The 15,912-nt window shown below is 66.4% G+C and carries 15 protein-coding genes; 6 read left to right on the forward strand and 9 right to left on the reverse strand.

Features of this window, described 5'->3' with window-relative positions; translation table 11 throughout:
- The first annotated feature begins 284 nt into the window (after window positions 1-284).
- Window positions 285-1,517 carry a Na+/H+ antiporter NhaA gene (nhaA, locus tag ACN2C8_RS08080; protein WP_419255320.1) on the forward strand — a complete coding sequence of 411 codons (1,233 nt, stop codon included), beginning with the start codon at window positions 285-287 and terminating at the stop codon, window positions 1,515-1,517.
- A 110-nt stretch (window positions 1,518-1,627) separates the two neighbouring features.
- Here nhaA and ACN2C8_RS08085 read toward each other — a convergent pair whose 3' ends face one another.
- The 4 genes from ACN2C8_RS08085 to ACN2C8_RS08100 form a co-directional block, all read right to left on the reverse strand.
- Entirely contained in the window at window positions 1,628-2,212 is a 585-nt protein-coding gene (locus ACN2C8_RS08085) for a DUF1697 domain-containing protein (protein WP_419255322.1), read from the reverse strand.
- A gap of 5 nt (window positions 2,213-2,217) precedes the next feature.
- Window positions 2,218-3,375 carry a cystathionine beta-lyase gene (gene metC / locus ACN2C8_RS08090; protein ID WP_419255323.1) on the reverse strand — a complete coding sequence of 386 codons (1,158 nt, stop codon included), beginning with the start codon at window positions 3,373-3,375 and terminating at the stop codon, window positions 2,218-2,220.
- Between the two features lie 66 nt (window positions 3,376-3,441).
- Window positions 3,442-4,293 (reverse strand): 3-mercaptopyruvate sulfurtransferase, encoded by an 852-nt coding sequence (gene sseA / locus ACN2C8_RS08095; protein ID WP_419255324.1) that lies wholly within the window; start codon window positions 4,291-4,293, stop codon window positions 3,442-3,444.
- Window positions 4,294-4,394: 101 nt separating this feature from the next.
- The gene (locus ACN2C8_RS08100) at window positions 4,395-5,405 is read right to left on the reverse strand and encodes a cysteine synthase A (RefSeq protein ID WP_419255325.1); all 1,011 of its coding nucleotides are present in this window, start codon (window positions 5,403-5,405) and stop codon (window positions 4,395-4,397) included.
- Between the two features lie 116 nt (window positions 5,406-5,521).
- Between ACN2C8_RS08100 and ACN2C8_RS08105 the strand changes: the two genes are divergently transcribed.
- Window positions 5,522-7,063, forward strand: coding sequence for a cryptochrome/photolyase family protein (locus ACN2C8_RS08105; protein ID WP_419255326.1), 1,542 nt, complete (start codon window positions 5,522-5,524; stop codon window positions 7,061-7,063).
- A gap of 185 nt (window positions 7,064-7,248) precedes the next feature.
- Here ACN2C8_RS08105 and ACN2C8_RS08110 read toward each other — a convergent pair whose 3' ends face one another.
- From ACN2C8_RS08110 to ACN2C8_RS08120, 3 genes are all read right to left on the reverse strand, one after another.
- Window positions 7,249-7,536, reverse strand: coding sequence for a hypothetical protein (locus ACN2C8_RS08110; RefSeq protein ID WP_419255327.1), 288 nt, complete (start codon window positions 7,534-7,536; stop codon window positions 7,249-7,251).
- Window positions 7,537-7,605: 69 nt separating this feature from the next.
- Window positions 7,606-8,841: a class I SAM-dependent methyltransferase gene (locus ACN2C8_RS08115; RefSeq protein WP_419255329.1), complete on the reverse strand. Its 1,236-nt coding sequence runs from the start codon at window positions 8,839-8,841 to the stop codon at window positions 7,606-7,608.
- Window positions 8,842-8,891: 50 nt separating this feature from the next.
- Window positions 8,892-10,340 (reverse strand): cryptochrome/photolyase family protein, encoded by a 1,449-nt coding sequence (locus ACN2C8_RS08120; RefSeq protein ID WP_419255330.1) that lies wholly within the window; start codon window positions 10,338-10,340, stop codon window positions 8,892-8,894.
- Window positions 10,341-10,399: 59 nt separating this feature from the next.
- Between ACN2C8_RS08120 and kdsA the strand changes: the two genes are divergently transcribed.
- The 3 genes from kdsA to ACN2C8_RS08135 all read left to right on the forward strand — a co-directional run bounded on the left by kdsA (window position 10,400) and on the right by ACN2C8_RS08135 (window position 13,984).
- Window positions 10,400-11,281 (forward strand): 3-deoxy-8-phosphooctulonate synthase, encoded by an 882-nt coding sequence (gene kdsA / locus ACN2C8_RS08125; protein WP_419255332.1) that lies wholly within the window; start codon window positions 10,400-10,402, stop codon window positions 11,279-11,281.
- Window positions 11,278-12,279: an ADP-glyceromanno-heptose 6-epimerase gene (gene rfaD / locus ACN2C8_RS08130; RefSeq protein WP_419255334.1), complete on the forward strand. Its 1,002-nt coding sequence runs from the start codon at window positions 11,278-11,280 to the stop codon at window positions 12,277-12,279. The genes kdsA and rfaD overlap by 4 nt, the downstream gene beginning before the upstream one ends.
- Window positions 12,280-12,499: 220 nt before the next feature.
- Window positions 12,500-13,984, forward strand: a complete 1,485-nt coding sequence (locus ACN2C8_RS08135; RefSeq protein WP_419255335.1) for an OB-fold domain-containing protein — start codon at window positions 12,500-12,502, stop codon at window positions 13,982-13,984.
- Window positions 13,985-13,991: 7 nt separating this feature from the next.
- Here the strand turns inward: ACN2C8_RS08135 and ACN2C8_RS08140 are convergent, their stop codons facing one another.
- Together ACN2C8_RS08140 and ACN2C8_RS08145 are read right to left on the reverse strand one after the other, a co-directional pair.
- Window positions 13,992-14,375: a type II toxin-antitoxin system VapC family toxin gene (locus tag ACN2C8_RS08140; protein ID WP_419255336.1), complete on the reverse strand. Its 384-nt coding sequence runs from the start codon at window positions 14,373-14,375 to the stop codon at window positions 13,992-13,994.
- Complete coding sequence (locus ACN2C8_RS08145; protein ID WP_419255337.1) at window positions 14,372-14,638, reverse strand: type II toxin-antitoxin system VapB family antitoxin; 267 nt, start codon at window positions 14,636-14,638, stop codon at window positions 14,372-14,374. Before ACN2C8_RS08145 ends, ACN2C8_RS08140 begins: the two co-directional genes overlap by 4 nt.
- A 52-nt stretch (window positions 14,639-14,690) precedes the next feature.
- Here ACN2C8_RS08145 and ACN2C8_RS08150 point away from each other — a divergent pair, with 52 nt between their 5' ends.
- Entirely contained in the window at window positions 14,691-15,893 is a 1,203-nt protein-coding gene (locus tag ACN2C8_RS08150) for an acetyl-CoA acetyltransferase (RefSeq protein ID WP_419255338.1), read from the forward strand.
- The last annotated feature ends 19 nt before the right edge of the window (window positions 15,894-15,912 follow it).

Raw genomic sequence — 15,912 nt, forward strand, 5'->3', positions numbered from 1 at the left:
CATGCCCTGGGTGTCGTCAGGTTGCGCGGGATCAGGGCGTGATGCTGCCATGAAGCTCCACAATCGTATCACCATGCCGAGCACGCTGGCGGATCTCGGCTGTTCCGTCGCGCGCCTTGAACAGGGAGAGCCGGTTTCGCTTGACCTTGACGCCGGCATGGCCAGATTGCGCGGCAGATATCAGGTCGCTTCATGCGGCCAGGCCGCGCCTCCAGCGAATTCGGTCCGGCGTCCGTCGATAACCGGACGTCACGATAGCTTGACCCATGCTTTTGGAGGCCGCCGTGGCATTTGAACCGAAGCCCAGACTCTGGACGCGCGCACTCTCGGCTCTGCGCGAGTTCCTGCATCATGAAGCGGCGGGGGGCTACGTCCTGATGGCGGCGGCGGCCCTGGCTCTGCTGGTCGCCAATTCGCCCTGGGCCGCCGCCTACAACGCCGTGCTGCATATCGAGATCGGCGGGACCATCGCCGGCCTGGCGATGCGCGAAAGCCTCGCGCACTGGATCAATGACGGTCTGATGGCCGTGTTCTTTCTGCTGGTTGGGCTGGAGATCAAGCGCGAGGTGCTGGACGGGCAGCTTTCGAAGCCCTCGCGCCTGATCCTGCCCGGCGTTGCGGCGCTGGGCGGGGTCGTGGCGCCGGCCCTGATCTACAGCGCGGTCAATCTGGGAACGCCAGAGCATCTTCGCGGCTGGGCGATCCCGGCGGCCACCGACATCGCCTTCGCACTGGGCGTCCTGTCGCTGCTGGGATCGCGCGCGCCGGCCTCGTTGAAGATCTTCCTGACGGCGATCGCCATTCTCGATGATCTGGTCGCCATCCTGATCATCGCCGTCTTCTATACCGACCAACTCAACGTCCTGGCGCTGTCCCTGGCGGGCGGCGTCACGATCGCCCTCATCGCCCTCAACCGTTTCAAGGTGACCTGGCTGTGGCCGTATCTGTTGCTGGGCGTGGCGCTTTGGTTATGCGTCCTGAAGTCCGGCGTTCACGCCACCTTGGCCGGGGTCGTTCTGGCCATGACCATTCCGCTACGCCCGTCGCGCGGCCGGCCCGAGGATCGCCGTTCGCCGCTTCACCAGCTGGAGCATGCCCTGCACAGGCCCGTGGCCTTCGTGATCGTGCCGCTGTTTGGACTGGCCAATGCCGGCGTCAGCTTCGCGGGGGTGACCCTGGCGACGGTTCTCGCTCCGGTGCCGGTCGGGGTGGCGCTGGGATTGTTCCTGGGCAAGCAGGCCGGCGTCTTCCTTGCCGCCATGGCGGTGATCAAGCTGGGGTTCGCCGACATGCCGCGCGGCGCGACTGTCCGCCAGCTGTACGGCGTAGCGTTGCTGTGCGGGGTCGGCTTCACCATGAGCCTGTTCATCGGCAACCTGGCCTTCGCCGATCCGCTGCTGCTCGACGAGGTCAAGATCGGGGTGCTGTGCGGCTCCGTCGTGTCGGCGGTGGCCGGCTATCTGCTGTTGGCCACCGCACGCCCGGCCTTGCCTGCGTCAGGCGAGCAGCAGGCCTGATCAAAGGCGCTTTCGGAGGGTTCGGGTCTCGTCGCCTGGGTCGTTCCGCTGAGGCGGACCCGGTTGGTGGTCTATGAGCGAATACCAGGTCGCTGAGAACGGGCGAGGCCTTAAACGGCCTCGTCCACAGCCTCGTCCACAGCCTCGTCCACAGCCTCGTCCACAGCCTCGCCGATCGCCTGCACGATCGTCCACGGCCGGCCGGTGATCCGGGTGGCCAGGGCCTTCTCGACGAGCCCGTTGCTGAACTTCGACGCACCCAGCCCATTGGGATAGGTGACGTAGAACTGGCGGCTCTCGACGCGCAGCTGCTCGCCCTCTGACAGTTTGCTGCGCAGGGCGCCGATCACCTTCTTGTCCGGCGGATCCTTGAGGAACAGGGTCATCAGCAGGCCAGGATCGGTCTGTGCGAACTCGGCATAGGGATTGGCGGCGATGATCGCCGCCCAGGCCTGGGCGGTGCGGACATAGATATCGGTGCGCAAGCCCAGGCGCGCGTGGATCTCGGTCTCAAGGAAGTTCTGCAGGTCAGCGCCGGTGCGGTCGGGGCTGTCGAACACCAGATTGTTGGCGCCGCCCACCGCGCGGGCGTTGGTCAGGCTCAGCTCGCCCAGCAGGTCGACAAAGGTCTGGGCCGCGATCGGCTTCTGGCCGCCGGGGCTGACGCTGCGCAGCAGGGCGATATGGGTGGTCATGGGTTTCAGGCCTGACTGTTCAGAGCCGCGAATCCGCGCTCCAGATCGATGATGAGGTCGGCCGGGGTTTCCAGACCGATATGCAGGCGCAGCAATGGGCCTTCCAGACCGACGGGGAAAGAGCGGCTCTTCAGTTGCGGATCGCAATGAATGGCCAGGCTCTCATAGCCGCCCCAGGAAAAGCCAAGGCCAAACAGCTGCAGGGCGTCGAGAAGGGCGTGAACGGCCTTCTCACGGGCGGGCTTCAGCACCACGCCGAACAGGCCGCAGGCCCCGGTGAAGTCACGCCGCCACAGGGCATGGCCGGGATCGCCGGGCAGGGCGGGGTGCAGCACGCGCGCCACCTCGGGCCGCTGCTGCAGCCAGCGAGCGATGATCAGGCCGTGCTCGTGGTGGCGGGGCAGGCGGGTGGTCAGGGTGCGCAGGCCGCGCAGCATGGTGTAGGCGTCGTCGGGCGACACCGACCAGCCGATGTCCCACATGGCGTTGCCGAGCTCGTTTCCGATGTCGGTGTCCATGGTGGTGGCGCTGCCCATGAAGCAGTCCGAGTGGCCGCCGACATATTTGGTCAGGGCCTGGACGCTGATGGTCACCCCATGGGCCAGCGGCTTGAAATAGAGCCCGGCCGCCCAGGTGTTGTCGATCAGGGTCAGGATGCCACGCGCATTGGCGGCCGCCGCGATGGCTGGGACGTCCTGCATCTCGAAGGTCAGAGAGCCGGGCGCTTCGAGCAGGATCATCCGGGTTTTGGCCGTGGCCAGGGCCATCAGATCGTCGGGTGACAGGGCCGGATCGTAATAGGTCGTGGCGACGCCGAAGCGGCTCAGCACCCGGTCGCAGAACCTGCGGGTGGGCTTGTAGGCGCTGTCGACGACGAGGATCTCGTCGCCGGCCTTCAGCACCGCCAGCATGGCGCCGGTGATCGCCGCCAGGCCGGAGGGATACAGGGTGACGTCCGGCGAGCCTTCCAGTTCAGCCAGGGCCACCTGCAGGGCGGCGGGCGAGGACAGGCCCGTGATGCCGTAGCTGATCTGGTTTTCATCATACAATGAGGCCGCATTGGGCATCAGTACGGTCGAGCCGCGCTGGATCGGCGGATTGACCGTGCGGGCCGGAAGCGCCGACGACGCGCCCGTACGGATCAGGCGGGTTTCTTCATCCATGGGGGCACTTTCGACAACGCGGCGGACGGTCGTGGTTTAGGCCGGGTTGGTCGCAGCGCCAAGGCGTCAGGCGGGGCCCGTGACGACCGGGGCATCCTCAAGGCCGCCCCACTCGGTCCACGAGCCGTCATAGACGGCGGCGCGCGGATGGCCGAGGCGAGCCAGGGCCAGGGCGACGACTGACGCCGTGATGCCCGAGCCGCAGGTCGTGGCGATCGGCTTGCTGATATCGACGCCGGCGGCGGCGAAGACGCCGGCCAGTTTATCGGCGGTCAGCATCGTGCCGTCGGGGCCCAGCATATCGCTTAGCGGAATGTTGCGTGAGCCGGGGATGTGACCACCGCGCAGGCCGACGCGGGGCTCGGGGACCTCGCCGGTGAAACGGCCGGCGGGGCGAGCATCGATCACCTGCTCACGGCCGGTCTCGAGGTTGCGCTTCATCTGCTGGGCCGTACGGACGATGTCGGCCTGATAGCGGGAGGTGAAGTGGCGCTCCTGCGGCAGGGCGGGGCCGTCCTCGATCGGGTGGCCCTCGGCGATCCACTTGGGCAGGCCGCCGTCCAGCACCACGACGTCCTCGTGGCCCATGGCGCGAAAGGTCCACCAGACGCGGGCGGCGGGCAGGATGCCCAGGCTGTCATAGACGACGATGCGCGACCCGTCGCCCAGGCCAAGCTTGCGGACCCGCGAGGCGAACTTGATCGGGCTGGGCAGCATGTGCGGCAGGCTGGAGGTCTCGTCGGAGATCTCGTCGATGTCGAAGAACACCGCGCCGGGGATGTGGGCCAGCAGGAACTCGGCCCTTGGATCACGCGGCGTGCCCGGCATGAACCACGAGGCGTCCACGATCCGTACGTCCGGCGCTTCGAGGTGGTCGCGCAGCCAGGCGGTCGAGACGAGAGGATCTTGCAGGGTCATGGCTGCGCCTTTCGGGGTCTGACTCGCCCCTGATTGAGGACGGGCAGGATCGCGGGATCGAGGAGGATCGGCAAGCCGACTTCGACCCTTAAGCGCGTCTTCTACATCCAGCCCGGCGTCGGCAGGCCCTTTTCGGCGAGGAAGGCCGGATTGAACAGCTTGCTCTGATAGCGAGAGCCGTGGTCGCACAGGATGGTCACGATGGTGTGGCCGGGACCCATCACCCTGGCCAGTTCAACGGCGCCGGCGACGTTGATCCCGGCCGAGCCGCCCAGGCAAAGACCTTCGTGCTCGACCAGATCGAAGACGACCTTGAGCATGTCCTCGTCGCTGATCCGGAAGGGGTGATCGACCACCAGGCCGTCCAGATTGGCGGTGACGCGGCCCTGGCCGATGCCCTCGCTGATCGAGGTTCCTTCCGACTTCAGTTCGCCGTCCCTGTACCAGCTGTAGAGGGACGCGCCGTGCGGGTCGGCCAGGCCGATCTTCACCGACGGCTTGCGCTCCCGCAGCGCCTGGGCGACGCCGGCCAGGGTGCCGCCTGAGCCGACAGCGCAGATGAAGCCATCCACCTTACCCTCTGTTTGTTCGAAGATTTCCGGTCCCGTGGTCAGGTAGTGCGACTGGCGATTGGCGACATTGTCGAACTGGTTGGCCCAGATCACGCCATTGGGCTCGGTCTTGGCAAGTTCCTCGGCCAAGCGCCCGGAATAGCGGACATAGTTGTCGGGGTTTGAATAGGGAACGGCGTCCACCTCGACCAGCTGCGCGCCGAGAAGACGGATGGCGTCCTTCTTTTCCTGGCTCTGGGTGCGGGGGATGACGATCGTTGTCTTGTAGCCCAGGGCCGAGGCGACCATGGCCAGGCCGATGCCGGTGTTTCCCGCCGTGCCTTCGACGATCCGACCGCCGGGCTTGAGCAGCCCTCGCGCTTCGGCGTCGCGGATGATGCCCAGGGCGGCGCGGTCCTTGACCGACTGGCCGGGGTTCATGAACTCGGCCTTGCCCAGGATTTCGCAGCCCGTCGCCTCGCTGGCGCGATGCAGACGGATCAGGGGCGTATTGCCGATGGCGTCCAGAACACTGGGGGAGACGCTGGCTTTGAAGGTCATGGGCTCGGATCGGTAAAGCTGAGGGTCGCGGGACGAAGCGAGCATGGTAGATCGTGTCGCAGCGACCCGACGCAAGCCCAGTTTTCCTGAAGGTCGGGACGAGGAATGAGCAAGACGTGACAGATCAGGGACAGGGCACGCTGCGGCTCGTGCTGGGCGATCAGCTGAGCGACGAGGTTTCCGCCCTGGCTGGGCTGGATGCCGAGCGCGATCTCGTTCTGATGATCGAGTCGATGGCCGAGGCCACGGCGTGGAAACATCACAAGCAGAAGCTGGTTCTGGTGTGGTCGGCGATGCGCCAGTTCGCTCAGCGCCTGCAGGAGCGAGGCGTACGCGTGCGCTATGTCAGGCTGGACGATCCCGCCAACACCGGCTCGATCGACGGCGAGATCACCCGCGCCCTGGTCGAGGAGCCTGTGGGCCGGGTGATCCGCACCGCCTGCGGCAACTGGGGGCTGGAAGACCATCTTCTCACGCTGGCCAAGTCCTTGTCGGTTCCCATGGAAACGCGCGAGGACGACCGCTTCCTGTGCTCGCGCCAGCGCTTCGCCGCCTGGGCGGAGGGGCGCAAGGAATTGCGGATGGAGTATTTCTACCGCGAGATGCGCCGCGCCACGGGCTTACTGATGGATGGCGACAAGCCGGCGGGCGGACAGTGGAACTACGACGCCGAGAACCGCAAGAAGCTGCCGGCCGGCGTGCGGCCGCCGGAGCGGCTGCGCACGACGCCCAATGCCACGACGCAGGAGGTGATGGCCATGGTCGGGGCGGACTTCGAGGACCATTTTGGCCGTATCGACACCTTCGCCTGGCCGACCAATCCCGAGGAAGCCCAGGCGATCCTTGAGCACTTCTTCGACGACATGCTGGCAGGCTTTGGCGACTGGCAGGACGCCATGAGCTGGCAGCGGCCGTTCCTGTGGCACAGCCTGATCTCGCCGGCCTTGAACATCGGCCTGCTCGACCCGCTGGATATCTGCCGCCGCGCCGAGGCGGCCTACCGGGCCGGCAAGGCGCCGCTCAATGCGGTCGAGGGCTTCATCCGCCAGATCCTGGGCTGGCGGGAATTTGTGCGCGGCGTCTACTGGCTGAAGATGCCGGAATACGCCCTGCGCAACGCCCTGGACGCCCAGGGCAAGCTGCCCTCGTTCTTCTGGACGGGCAAAACCGACATGGCCTGCGTCGCCGACGCCGTGACCGCCGCGCGCGATCACGCCTATGCCCACCACATCCAGCGGCTGATGGTCACCGGCAATCTGGCCATGCTGCTGGGTGTGCATCCCGACGCCGTCGACGACTGGTACATGGTGGTGTTCGCCGACGCCCATGAATGGGTCGAGATGCCCAACACACGCGGCATGGCCACCTTCGCCGACGGTGGCATTGTGGGCTCCAAGCCCTACGCGGCCAGCGGCGCTTATATCGACCGGATGAGCGACTACTGCAAAGGCTGCCGCTACGACGTCAAGGATCGCAACGGTGCTAATGCCTGCCCGTTCAACGCCTTGTACTGGGATTTTATCGACCGGCATGAAGCCCGGCTAGCCGGGCTGGGGCGCATGATGATGCCGCTCAAGACCCTGTCGAAAATGCCCGATGCCGAACGGGCGGCCTTCCGCGCCAAGGCGGCGGCCTCCCGCAAGGCGATGGGGGTCTAGACCAACCGCCTCTCGTCCCTCGCTCACTCATGCGGGCTCTGAAAATAGACCGTCACCCCGGGACCCGTTCCCGGGGCCCATGGTTCAGCGGTCCGGACAGATCTCATCTTGCTCCGCACCTGCGGCGGAGAAATGGGTCCCGGGAACAAGTCCCGGGATGACGATGAGGGTGTCAGGCGCCAAGCTCAGGGCCTCTCACCGACGTGCGTTTCGATCACATTGAGCAGGGCCAGTGGCCCGCCGGCGGTCGTGGCGGCGCACCAGACATTGTGCAGGCCCTCGACCTCGACCAGGCGGTTTTCGACGGCATCGACCATGATGCCCTCGGCGATGTCGGACGACACCTCGCCCAGCAGTTGCTCTTCCTGCAGTTCGCCGCACCAGGCGGTGACGGCGTCAACCGGCGTGGCGGCGTCGAACTGGCTGATATAGGTGCCGCCGTGGAAGTCCAGGACCATGGTGTAGAGGTTCATTCGAACGCGACCTCGCTGTGCTTTTGACTATCTACGCACACCCAAGGTCATGACGCGAAGGCCAAACCGCTAGGCCCGGGTAAGGCCCAGCTGGATCACATTGGTGCGTTCGGTGCGGAAGCCCGCCTCGCAATAGCTGAGATAGAACCGCCACAGCCGCCGGAAGCGATCGTCGAAGCCCAGCTTGATGATGTCGTCCCACGATGCCTCGAACCGGCGGGCCCATTCGGCCAGGGTATCGGCATAGTCCTGGCCGAAGCGGCTGACCTCACGCCACTCCAGTCCCGCGCGCATCGTCTCGGCCCTCAGACGCGTCTCGCTGGGCAGCATGCCGCCCGGGAAGATGTAGCGCTGGATGAAGTCGGTATGGGTCCGGTAGTGCTCGAACAGCTCGTCGCGGATGGTGATGATCTGCAGGCCGGCGCGACCGCCGGGGCTCAACACCTCGTGGATCTTGCCGAAATAGGTGGGCCAGTATTCCTCGCCGACGGCCTCGAACATCTCGATGGAGGCGACGCGGTCAAAACGGCCCTGAACGTCGCGATAGTCGATCAGCTGGATGTCGGCCTTGTCGGCCAGGCCTAGGTCGAACAGGCGCTTGCGGGCAAAGTCGTGCTGGGCCGGCGAGATGGTGATGCCGGTGACGCGCGCGCCGACCTCCTTGGCCGCAAACTCGGCGAAGCCGCCCCAGCCGCAGCCGATCTCGAGCACGGTCTGGTCGGCCTGCAGGTCGATGCTGCGGGCCAGGGCCGCATATTTGGCGGTCTGGGCCTGGGCCAGGGGCTGGTCGGGGTGCTCATAAAGGGCCGAGGAATAGGTCATGCTGGGGTCGAGCCAGCGCTCATAGAAGGCGTTGCCCAGGTCGTAGTGGGCGTGGATGTTCTTCTTCGAGCCGCGGCGGTCGTTGCGGTTGAACAGGTGGTAGAGGGCATTGATCGCCCGCATCACGACATTGCCCTCGACCAGATCATGCAGGCGGTCGAAGTTCAGCGAGAAGGCCTCCAGCACGGCGGAGAGATCGGGCGTGTCCCACTCGCCGGCGATGAAGCCCTCGCCGAAACCGATATCGCCCGAGGCCAGGGCGCGGCGGACGAAGCGATAGTCATGGATTTGGATCACCGCCCGGGGCCCGGGCGTCTTGCCCTCGATGTCGAACCGCTTGCCCGAAGGCAGGATGAAGCTGAGGGAGCCCGCCGCCCAGTTCTCGGCCGCAACGCGTACGATCGTGCGGAACGCGCCGGGAGCGCGCCGCAGATCGGGGTCATTCCAGAGCGCTGTATCCGAATAGGTCATGGCGGTCCGCATGCGGTCTCCTGGGCAGTAAACGCTCTTGAGACCGTCCTCGCAAATCCGTCCTAGTCTCCCTTGAGACTTTGATAGGCGGCCAAGGCGCGTTGCCGCGCCTGGGCGTGATCCACGACCGGTCTCGAATATGTACGCTTGGCGGCAGGGGTAAGATGCGTCGCCGCCGTCCACGGGCTGTGGATAACCTTGTCGGGTAGATTGCTCAGCTCGGGAGCCCAGCGTCGGACATAGACTCCGCGCGGATCGAACTTCTCGCCCTGGGTGATCGGATTGAAGATCCGGAAATAGGGCGCGGCGTCCGCGCCGCTGCCGGCGGTCCACTGCCAGTTGCCGACATTGTTGGCCAGATCGGCGTCCAGCAACGTGTCCCAGAACCACGCCTCGCCCAGTCGCCAGTCGATCAGCAGGTGCTTGATCAGGAACGAGGCGACGATCATCCGCACGCGATTGTGCATGAAGCCTGTAGCCCACAGCTCGCGCATGCCGGCGTCGACGATGGGATAGCCGGTCCGCCCCCCGGTCCAGGCCGCGAAGGCCGCGTCGTCGCGGTTCCAGGGGAAGGCATCGAATTCGGAGCGGAAGTTGGCTGTGGTGATGTCGGGCCGATGGAACAGGATCGAGTGATTGAACTCTCGCCAGCCGACCTCGGACAGGAACTTGTCGGCCTGGGCGACGGGAATGTTTCCCGCGGCCGCCTCGGCCCGCGTGGCCGCCCAGATCTGCCGGGGCCCGATCTCGCCAAAGTGCAGGTGCGGCGACAGCAGGGAGGTCACCTCGACACCGGGGATGTCGCGCTTGTCGCCATAGTCCTGGATCTTCGAGCTCAGGAACGTCCCCAGGCGATCGGCCGCGCCTGCCTCGCCGGGCATCCACATCGAGAAACCGCCCGACCAGTCAGGCCGGGTCGGATGCAGGCCCCAGTCGGACAGACGGTCGCTGGACGGCCATGCGGCGGGCGAGGGCAGGGCGACGGGCGCCGGCGTCACATGCACCTCGCCGACATGCGCGCGGGCTGCGCGCCAGTATGGCGTGAAGACCTTGTAGCCTTCGCCGGAGCCGTTCTTGACGGTCCAGGGCTCATTGAGCAGGCTGGCATTGAAGCTCTCGCAGGCCAGGCCCCGTGCGCGCAGGTCAGCCTTGATCGCGGCGTCGCGGTCGATGCTGGCCTTGTCGTAGAGCCGGTTCCAGACCACGTCCGCCGCGCCGGTCTCGGCGATCAGGTCATCCAGAACCTCGGCCGCCGCGCCGCGCCGCAGGATCAGCCTGCCGCCGCGCTGGTCGATATCGGCGCCCAGGGCGCCGAGCGACTTGTCCAGCCACCACAGCGACGCTGCGCCCATCGGGCGAACGCCCGGCGTTTGATCCAGAATATAGAGCAGAATGACGGGCCGGCCCGTCGCAACCGCCGCGTCCAGGGCTGGATTGTCGGTCAGTCGCAGGTCCTTGCGAAGCCACACCAGGACCGGTCCGTCGCCGTCCATGTCGATCCGCACTTGCACCGTCCCGCTTCTGAGGCCACCTGTCTGACCTGAAATCACCACTCGCCGGAAGTCTTGCCTTGAGTCAGCCCCAAGCCGTAGCCCCAAACGCCGTCGTCCCTAACAAGGTGGTGGAGGTCAAGACCTCCAACGGAAAGCCCGTCCGTATCGGCAATGGCGAAAAGCTGTCGATCATCGCCGGGCCCTGCCAGATGGAAAGCCGCCAGCATGCGCTGGAAACCGCCCATGCCTTGCGCGAGATGGCCGACCGCCTGGGCGTCGGCCTGATCTACAAGACCTCCTACGACAAGGCCAACCGCACCTCGGCCAACGCCCAGCGCGGCATCGGGCTGCATGACAGCCTGGCGATCTTCCAGGAGATCCGCGAGGTCACCGGCCTGCCGACCCTGACCGACGTCCACGAGATCAGCCACTGCGCCCCGGTCGCCGAAGCCGTCGACGTGATCCAGATCCCGGCCTTCCTGTGCCGCCAGACCGACCTGCTGCTGGCCGCCGCCGCCACGGGCCGCGCCATCAACATCAAGAAGGGCCAGTTCCTGGCCCCGTGGGACATGAAGAACGTCATCGCCAAGGTGACCGGCGCGGGCAATCCCAACGTCATGGCCTGCGAGCGCGGCGTGTCGTTCGGTTACAACACCCTGGTCAGCGACATGCGGTCCCTGCCGATCATGAAGGAGATCGGCTGCCCGGTCGTCTTCGACGCCACCCACAGCGTGCAGCAGCCCGGCGGGCTGGGCGGCTCCTCCGGCGGCCAGCGCGAGTTCGTGCCGGTGCTGGCCCGTGCCGCCGTCTCGATCGGCGTGGCCTGCGTGTTCATGGAAACCCACCCCGATCCCGACAACGCCCCGTCTGACGGTCCCAACATGGTGCCGATGAGCCAGTTCGAGGCCCTGATCGCCAACCTGCTGGACTACGACGCCCTGACCAAGCGGTCGGCATGACCCGCAAGACCGTCCTCGTCACAGGCGGCGCCGGTTTCATAGGCTCCAACATCGTCGCCAGGCTGTGCGAAGATCCGACCATCGACGTGGTGGTCTGTGATCGCCTGCGCGACGCCGACAGCGGCAAGTGGCGCAATCTCGCCAAGTCGCCGATCGCTGATTTCGTGGCGCCGGAAGACCTGTTTGCCTGGTTGGCCAAGCGCGGCGGTGACGTCGAGCTGGTCATCCACATGGGCGCGGTGTCCTCGACCACCGAGCCCGACGCCGACAAGATTATCCAGTCCAACTTCGTCCTGTCGCGGGACCTGTGGGACTGGTGCGCCGAGTATGGCCGCCGGATGATCTATGCCTCTTCGGCGGCGACCTATGGCGACGGGACGCTGGGCTTCGACGGCAAGGACGATATCATGTCGCTCAAGGCCCTGCGCCCGCTGAACGCCTATGGCTGGTCCAAAGCGCTGTTCGACATCTATGCCGTCCGCGAAGCCGCGCGGGGCCGCAAGCCGCTGCAGTGGGTGGGGCTGAAGTTCTTCAACGTCTACGGCCCCAATGAGGGCCACAAGGACAGCATGAAGTCGGTGGTCGCCCAGGTCTGGCCCAAGGTCGCGGCCGGCGAGGGCGTCAAGCTCTTCAAGTCGCATAATCCCGACTACGAGGACGGCGGTCAGCTGCGCGACTTCGTCTATGTGCGCGACGTGGCCGATATCGTCGGCTGGCTGGCCGACAATCCGCAGGTCAACGGTGTCTTCAACCTGGGCTCGGGTCAGGCTCGCACCTTCAGGGCCCTGGCCGAGGCGACCTTCCAGGCCGTCGGGCGCCAGCCGGACATCAGCTATGTCGACATGCCCGAAGTGCTGCGCGGCAAGTACCAGTACTTCACCGAGGCGCGGATGGAGCGGCTGCGAGAGGCTGGCTACACCGCGCCGATGACGTCGCTTGAGGATGGTGTGGCGGACTATGTGGCGGGATTTTTGAATACGGACGACCCGTATCGGTGAGGCCTTGCGTCCTTCGAGGCTCGCTTGTGGCTCGCACCTCAGGATGAGGACTGTTTGCTGATTTCCTCATCCTGCGGCGCCCGCCCAGCGGGCCTCGAAGGACGCACGGCGACGCCGCCGAAAACCACGCCTCTTGCCGCCACGTCACACTTGCAGCCCCCTTCCGCGAGCGTAATCTAACCGCTGATAAGTCGGAACAGCCGACGACAGGGAGCGGAACATGGTGGGCATTGCCGCCTGGGGCGCCTATGCGCCGCGTCTACGTCTGAGCCGCAAAGCGGTGGTCGAGGCCAATGCCTGGGTCGCCCCCAACCTAAGGTCCAAGGGCAAGGGCGAGCGGTCCATGGCCAACTGGGACGAGGACGCCCTGACCATGGCGGTCGAGGCGGCTCGCGACGCGCTGGGCTCCGACGACGACCGTAGCCAGATCGACGCCCTCTACTTTGCCTCCACGACCGCGCCGTTCGCCGACCGGCTGAACGCGGGCGTCGTCTCGGCGGCCCTGACCCTTGAAAAGTCGATCACCGCCAGCGACGTCACCGGCTCGCAGCGCTGCGGCCTGACGGCCCTGGCCGACGCCCTGGCGGCGGTGTCCGGTGGCGCGGCCAAGACCGCGCTGGTCGCGGCCGGCGAGCGCCGCAAGGCGCGCGCGGTCTCGGCGCTGGAGCTCGACTGCGGCGACGGCGCGGCAGCCTTTGTGGTCACCGCCGAGGGCGGCGCAGCCGACTTCCTGGGGCGCGGCAGCGTCACCGACGATTTCGTCGACCACTTCCGCGGCAATGACGGCGGCTTTGACTATGCGTGGGAAGAGCGCTGGATCCGCGACGAGGGCATCGTGAAGCTGGTGCCGCCGGCCATCAAGCGTGCCCTGACGGCCGCGGGCGTCGCCGCCGCTGACGTGGCCCACTTCTGCTTCCCCTCGACCTTCTCCGGCATGGCCGCCACCCTGGCCAAGTCGCTGAGCATACCGGCCGAGGCCGTGCGCGACAACCTCGCCGCCGTGATGGGCGAAGCGGGATCCGCCCATGGCCCGCTGATGCTGGCCCACGCCCTGGAACAGGCCAGGGCGGGCGAGATCATCGTCGTCGCCCAGTTCGGCCAGGGCGCAGAGGCCCTGGTGTTCCGGGCGACCGGCGCGGCCACCCTCAAGCCGGCGCGCGGCGTGACCGGTTCGCTGGCGGATCGCCAGGAAGAGACCAACTATCTGAAGTTCCTGATGTTCAACGGCCTGGTCGACTGGGACAAAGGCATGCGGGCCGAGAAGGACAACAAGACGGCCCTGACCACCCTCTATCGCAACGAGGACATGATCCTGGGCCTGGTCGGTGGCCGCTGCCGCGAGACCGGCGTCGTTCAGTTTCCCCGCACCCGGATCTCGGTGGCCCCCAACAACCCCGCGGTGGACACCCAGGAGCCGTACCGCTTCGCCGAGCGCCGCGCCTCGGTGCTCAGCTATTCGGCCGACTATCTGACCTTCTCGATGGCCCCGCCCAACCACTACGGCATGATCGTCTTCGAAGGCGGCGGCCGCATCATGATGGACATCACCGACGTCTCCCCGGGCGACGTCGACACCGGCCTGCCGGTCAAGATGGTGTTCCGCATCAAGGATATCGACGAGAAGCGCGGCTTTGTCCGCTATTTCTGGAAGGCCGCGCCGGATCGTTCGGCGGTGTCAGCTCAAACCGCCGTCGCGGCGGAATAGGCCGGTGTCAGACCGCGCGCTTCACATCGGTGGCGGCGAAGTCCTCGCCCTTGAACAGCAAGGGCAGGTCGCGCGACTTGGCCAGGGCGTAGCTGAAGCAGTCGCCGTAGTTCAGGCCGTGGCGGCCACGGCGATAGGTTTTGAAGGCTTCTTCAGCCAACCCGGCGAGCGTTTCGTCGAAAGCGACTGTGGTCAGTTTCAAATCTACGATCAGGTCGGCGAGTTCGGCGGCCTTGCCGTCGCCGTATCGTCGCGTGACCACGACAAAGGCTTCGAGTCGGTTTGGCGCCGAAATCAGCGCGGGCGTGCTGAGGATCAGCTGCAGAAAGTCCTCAGCCTCCGGTTCGCCTCGAAAGATCGCGATCAGCGCCGAGGTATCGACAACGATCACCTCGGCAGACCGTCCGCGTCGTACACAAGCTCTTCGTCAGAGCCGGCTTCGAGGATCGGTGCAGCCGCCACCCGCTTCTGGATCTCTCGAATGCGCGCGATTCGCGCGGCGCGGTCCTCGGCGTCGTCCGGCGTGCGGTCGAGCTCGGTGCGCAACGCTCGCGTTATGGCATCGGTCAAGCTCAGTCCCGTCCGCTCGGCTAATTGCCGCGCCATTCGATCGGCTTCGTCGCTGAGGATGATCCGCGTCATGTCGCCAAACATACACCCAATCAAAACGGCCTCAAAGCCAGTCGGAAACTAGGGAGCACTCACCATGGCGCAAGGCATCCGTGACAAGGTCGCCATCCTGGGGATGGGCTGCAGCAAGTTCGGCGAGCGTTGGGACTGCGGTCCCGACGACTTGATGGTCGAGGCCTATATCGAGGCGATGAGCGACGCCGGCATCGAGCCCAGCCAGCTGGACGCGGCCTGGTTCTCGACCCATGTCGACGAGATGGGCACGGGCAAGGGCGGCACGCCGATGTCGATCGCCCTGCGCCTGCCCAATATCGCCGTCACCCGGGTGGAAAACTTCTGCGCCTCGGGCTCGGAAGCCTTCCGGGGCGCGGTCTATGCCGTGGCCTCCGGCGCGGCTGATATTGCGATCGCTCTCGGCGTGGAGAAACTGAAGGACACCGGCTATGGCGGGCTGCCGGTCGCCAATCCGGGCACGCTGATGCCGCAGGTCATGCCCAACGGCTCGGCCCCCGGCAACTTCGCCCAGCTGGCCAGCGCCTATCGCGCCAAGCACGGCGTCTCCAAGGACGACCTGAAGCGGGCCATCGCTCACGTCTCGGTCAAGAGCCACGCCAACGGGGCCAAGAACGCCAAGGCCCACCTGCGCAAGCCGGTCACGGTCGAGCAGGTGCTGAACGCCCCGATGATCGCCGAGCCGCTAGGCCTGTTCGACTGCTGCGGCGTGTCGGACGGCGCGGCCTGCGCCATCGTCACCACGCCCGAGATCGCCAAGGCGATGGGCAAGAAGAACCTGACCATGGTCAAGGCCATCCAGCTCTCGGTCTCCAACGGCTATGAGAGCCAGTACAACGGCTGGGACGGCAGCCACTTCCACACCGCCCGCATCGCCGCCGGCAAGGCCTATCGCGAGGCCGGCATCGAGCGGCCGCGCGAGCAGATCTCGATGATCGAGGTGCACGACTGCTTCTCGATCACCGAGCTGGTGACGATGGAGGACCTGTTCATCTCGCCCGAGGGCCAGGGCTGGCGCGACGTGATGGACGGCTTCTACGACGCCGACGGCGGGGTGCCCTGCCAGATCGACGGCGGTCTGAAGTGCTTCGGCCACCCGATCGGCGCCTCGGGCCTGCGGATGCTCTACGAGATGTACCTGCAGCTGCAGGGACGGGCCGGTGAGCGCCAGCTGAAAGACCCGGTTTTCGGCATGACCCACAATCTGGGCGGCGCGCCGGCCAGCAATGTGTGCTCGGTAGCGATCATCGGGCAGGAGGGGGCTTAAACCTCCTCAAGCCTTGGTG

This window comes from Caulobacter sp. ErkDOM-C (assembly GCF_048541825.1).
Classification (GTDB): domain Bacteria; phylum Pseudomonadota; class Alphaproteobacteria; order Caulobacterales; family Caulobacteraceae; genus Caulobacter.

What these genes read in the sequence shown, in the direction of transcription:
- ACN2C8_RS08085 (WP_419255322.1), bottom strand. Translation starts at nt 2,212, where the DNA reads ATGACCACCCATATCGCCCTGCTGCGCAGCGTCAGCCCCGGCGGCCAG.
- metC (WP_419255323.1), bottom strand. Translation starts at nt 3,375, where the DNA reads ATGGATGAAGAAACCCGCCTGATCCGTACGGGCGCGTCGTCGGCGCTT.
- sseA (WP_419255324.1), bottom strand. Translation starts at nt 4,293, where the DNA reads ATGACCCTGCAAGATCCTCTCGTCTCGACCGCCTGGCTGCGCGACCAC.
- ACN2C8_RS08100 (WP_419255325.1), bottom strand. Translation starts at nt 5,405, where the DNA reads ATGACCTTCAAAGCCAGCGTCTCCCCCAGTGTTCTGGACGCCATCGGC.
- ACN2C8_RS08110 (WP_419255327.1), bottom strand. Translation starts at nt 7,536, where the DNA reads ATGAACCTCTACACCATGGTCCTGGACTTCCACGGCGGCACCTATATC.
- ACN2C8_RS08115 (WP_419255329.1), bottom strand. Translation starts at nt 8,841, where the DNA reads ATGCGGACCGCCATGACCTATTCGGATACAGCGCTCTGGAATGACCCC.
- rfaD (WP_419255334.1), top strand. Translation starts at nt 11,278, where the DNA reads ATGACCCGCAAGACCGTCCTCGTCACAGGCGGCGCCGGTTTCATAGGC.
- ACN2C8_RS08135 (WP_419255335.1), top strand. Translation starts at nt 12,500, where the DNA reads ATGGTGGGCATTGCCGCCTGGGGCGCCTATGCGCCGCGTCTACGTCTG.
- ACN2C8_RS08145 (WP_419255337.1), bottom strand. Translation starts at nt 14,638, where the DNA reads ATGTTTGGCGACATGACGCGGATCATCCTCAGCGACGAAGCCGATCGA.
- ACN2C8_RS08150 (WP_419255338.1), top strand. Translation starts at nt 14,691, where the DNA reads ATGGCGCAAGGCATCCGTGACAAGGTCGCCATCCTGGGGATGGGCTGC.